General features: G+C 38.0%; 3 protein-coding genes. All 3 read right to left on the bottom strand.

Annotation, left to right across the window (positions count from 1 at the left end; genetic code table 11):
- Positions 1 to 151: 151 nt before the first annotated feature.
- Positions 152 to 2,440 carry an N-6 DNA methylase gene (locus JHC30_06080; protein MCI4463719.1) on the bottom strand — a complete coding sequence of 763 codons (2,289 nt, stop codon included), beginning with the start codon at positions 2,438 to 2,440 and terminating at the stop codon, positions 152 to 154.
- Positions 2,409 to 2,855 (bottom strand): hypothetical protein, encoded by a 447-nt coding sequence (locus tag JHC30_06075; GenBank protein ID MCI4463718.1) that lies wholly within the window; start codon positions 2,853 to 2,855, stop codon positions 2,409 to 2,411. Before JHC30_06075 ends, JHC30_06080 begins: the two co-directional genes overlap by 32 nt.
- Positions 2,856 to 2,950: 95 nt before the next feature.
- A complete protein-coding gene (locus JHC30_06070; protein ID MCI4463717.1) occupies positions 2,951 to 3,250 on the bottom strand; it encodes a hypothetical protein in 300 nt (99 codons plus the stop codon).
- Between the last annotated feature and the right edge of the window lie 176 nt (positions 3,251 to 3,426).

Genomic DNA, 3,426 nt, shown 5'->3' with positions numbered 1-3,426 from the left:
CCTCCTTAACCACTTGAGTGGATGAAAAGATCCCACTCAAGACTCCCCCTAAAATTTTTTTGTCACCCCGAAATGCATTATTGAGGGGTCTCCTCCTTTAAATCGAGGAGGTAGACTGACCCTCCTCGAAACTCCACCCGAAGACGACTTTTTAGTTTTCACATAAGGGGTAGAGCGTGTCGATTTCTTTTTGAATTTCGATGGTTTTTGAAAGGGCGGTTGCGATTTTGCAATAGGTGATTGTCTCGTCGAGGGTAAGGAATCTGCCTTTCCTATCTTTTAGCCACTTGCTCATCACCTGATAACCGCCTATTTGATATTCAAATACCTCTTTTGTGATACCCTCAAAATATTGTGTTGCATTTATATAAACTCGATTTTGATTTTCAACGAAATTGACTTTTACAACTTCTGAGTTTCCGACGCCCTGAAATTTTGCAATTGGGGTATTTAATTCCTGAGACTTCAGTAAGTGGAGGTCAACAAGCCTTTTACCAAGCAAAGTCATTTTTGTAAAAACATCATAATTGCTTGTAAGCGGAATGCGTGGAAAATCAATTTTTAGAAATTCTGCATACTTTGTGCGGTAAATATTTGAATAAAGCACTGCATAGATGTAGTAAAAGATTTCTTCAGGTGTCGGAGTTTTTTGAAAATACTTTGTAAGTATATCGAAAATTTCAGGCTTTATGTTTGGAACTTTTTCTGTTTGGCTTGCGCCTTCATCAAACAAGTCCTTTTTGTCGGATGATGGGTAGAGGTAGAGAGGACAAATAGTATTGTTTGCAAAAGCGCTTTTAAAAACACAACTTTCAACAATGAGGTCTGAAACGAAGGCATAAGAAAAAGGTGTCCTTTTATTTTGTCTTTTAATAAGTAGCCCCAAATTTTCCTGCAACATATGGCGCATAACTTCTTTTCTTGAGCGTTCTACAAGATCTTCATGATAAAATATCCACTGAATATCAAAAGGTCTGTAAAGTATTGGGACAATATTTTGGAATACCACTGTATCAGGAATAGATTGAAGCGAACTCCATGCTTTCCTGATGCTCCATCCTTTTTTCTTGCTTATCTTGAAATGTTCGTGAAGTTCATCATCAGTTAATTTGCTATTTTTGAAACTCAAAATTCTATTTTCAAGGACCTTTTTGTCTCTATCGATTACAAATTCATCTCTTGCTGTGACTATACCGACGCTATTCACCGGGAAAATATCAGTAATTTTTGGAAATGTGTTGTAATCATTGAGCAATTCCTCATTTCTCGGGACAAACATGTAAAATTCTGGTTTTGGCTCGAGTTTTTTCCACTGAGTTGTTGTAAAATCGTTATTTGATAGATACTCATATTTTTGTTCTCTTAACCTCCAGATTTCTGAGTGATAAACGCCTCGTTCTTTTGCATCCTTTTTCTTTATGAAAAATGCGATTGCAACCCCTTGCCTTATATCAAAAATATTCTCGTCTTTGCTTCCGTCGGGCGCCTTTTCCTTTTTAAGGCTGTTGCCGTGCAAATCAAGGACATAAATTTCGTCAAATGTCTTCATTAAGGATTGTCTCATTCCCCTGAATGTCGGGTTATCAAGGTAACTATGATTGGTTATAAACCCAAGCACGCCTTCGCCATTTTTGTTTATCTTCCACTGCGCAAAGCGGATGAATTTTACATAATCATCCTGAAGCCATTTCGGATTTTTCTCGTTAAGCGGTTGTCCGTCAACCTTGTAATAACTTTGGATGCTGTCTATATCTTCTTTGAGAAGTTTTTCAATCCATTCGCCATTATTTGCTGAAATGCCAGAATAAGGAGGATTGCCCATAATCACGATTATTGGAATTTCTTCTTTTACCTTTTCTGCGTTTTTGGATTCCTCTGAAATTGACGAAAGAAACGGGAATGATGCCTCACTTATAACATTAGTCTCGAGGGTGTTTGTAAGGTAGAATTTAATTCTCTCATTTTCGGAAAGCTTGTATCCATAATCTTCGAGGAGGAACGAGATTCTCATATGCCCGATTACATAAGGCGCCATCATAAGTTCAAACGCATAAAAGTCATTTATAATATGGTCTTTTATAAATCCTTTAAGGCTTTCATCGCCATATTTTTCTTTAAATTCATCGATTGCAATTGTTATTGCTTCTTCAAGGAACGAGAGCGTCCCGCCTGCAGGGTCGAGCACAGTTACATTTTTATCCGAAAGCCCGTCAGGTTTGTCAAACTTTTCTTTGAGAATTGCATTAAGCGAACGCACGATATAAGAAACAACAGGCGCAGGTGTATAATAGACACCTCGCTTTTCACGTTCCTCAGGGTCGTATTCTGCAAGGAAGTTTTCATAGAAGTAGATAATAGGGTCTTCGCCTTTCTTCTCGCTTCGGTATTTTTTGAATATATCGCTTACATCAAAATGGGCAAGGAGAATTTGCAATATCATCGATTATCCACTCCATCTGCTCGGGGATGTCCTCAAGGGAAATTATCTTGAATATGTCCCTTAAGATACCGAATGTCTTTGGAATTAAATAAAATGCTTCACGTCTGTTAAATTCGTTTTTGCTGCGTAACCGAGCTGTAAATAATCCATATGCAAGCGTCTGTGCATAAAGGTCGCAAAAATCGTCTTTTGTGATGCCTGTTATGAGATATTTGCCGAAACTTTCATAAAGCCCATTTAGAAAAGGTTCGCCGTCCTCAAGAAGTGATGAAACAATCCACTTGAGCATCTTGGTTTTGTCTGCAAGCGCTTTTGCAATTTCATCTGTTGAAAAGGTCTCTACCAGGACAAACGAGAAAAATTTTTCGAAAAATTCTTTAATTTCTTTTTCTTTTGATTTTGTAACTGATGTCACATTGAGGTTAATAAGTTGAGTAAAAGGCAGTATCTCAATTTTGTCAATAAGGTTACCAGATTTGTAAAGCCTGAATTCAAGAAGGTTTGTGAGGATTAGATTGGGGAAAGCGTTTCTATATCTTTGTAGTTGCTCGCTTTTTTCGATTTTGTTGAGGTCCTCATCGGATATTTCACCTCGACATAGCCAATAATTTCGTTATTTCCTTTCCATATTCGTATGTCAGGGTTGCCTGCCTCGGTCTTTTTGGGAAGTATTCGCACATCAACATCGATACCCTGAAGGTCCTTTGCAATGTTGGAAAGGAAATCTGCAAGTATCGAGTAAAAACTTTCTTCTCTTGTGTCTCCTTTTTCGTAAATCCTTTTTATACTCTCGAGGTAATTCTTTATCATGCCAACTTATTATAACAGAAAGTAAAAATTTAAAAGAGGAGATTTTAGATCGAGGAGGTGGGACATTTGAGGGGGGTAAACGCCACCACCTCAAGGCCCCCGAAAAACAAACGGCGGAGATGTCTCACTTCGTTCGACATGACAATTAATGGAGGAGGGAAAAGTCCCCTCCTCCA

The organism is Caldisericum sp. (genome assembly GCA_022759145.1).
GTDB lineage: Bacteria > Caldisericota > Caldisericia > Caldisericales > Caldisericaceae > Caldisericum.
The sequence above is the reverse complement of the archived record's forward strand: the minus strand, read 5'-3'. Positions and strand labels throughout refer to the sequence as shown.

Coding starts and splice junctions, on each gene's coding strand:
- JHC30_06080 (MCI4463719.1), bottom strand. CDS start 2,440: ATGATATTGCAAATTCTCCTTGCCCATTTTGATGTAAGCGATATATTC.
- JHC30_06070 (MCI4463717.1), bottom strand. CDS start 3,250: ATGATAAAGAATTACCTCGAGAGTATAAAAAGGATTTACGAAAAAGGA.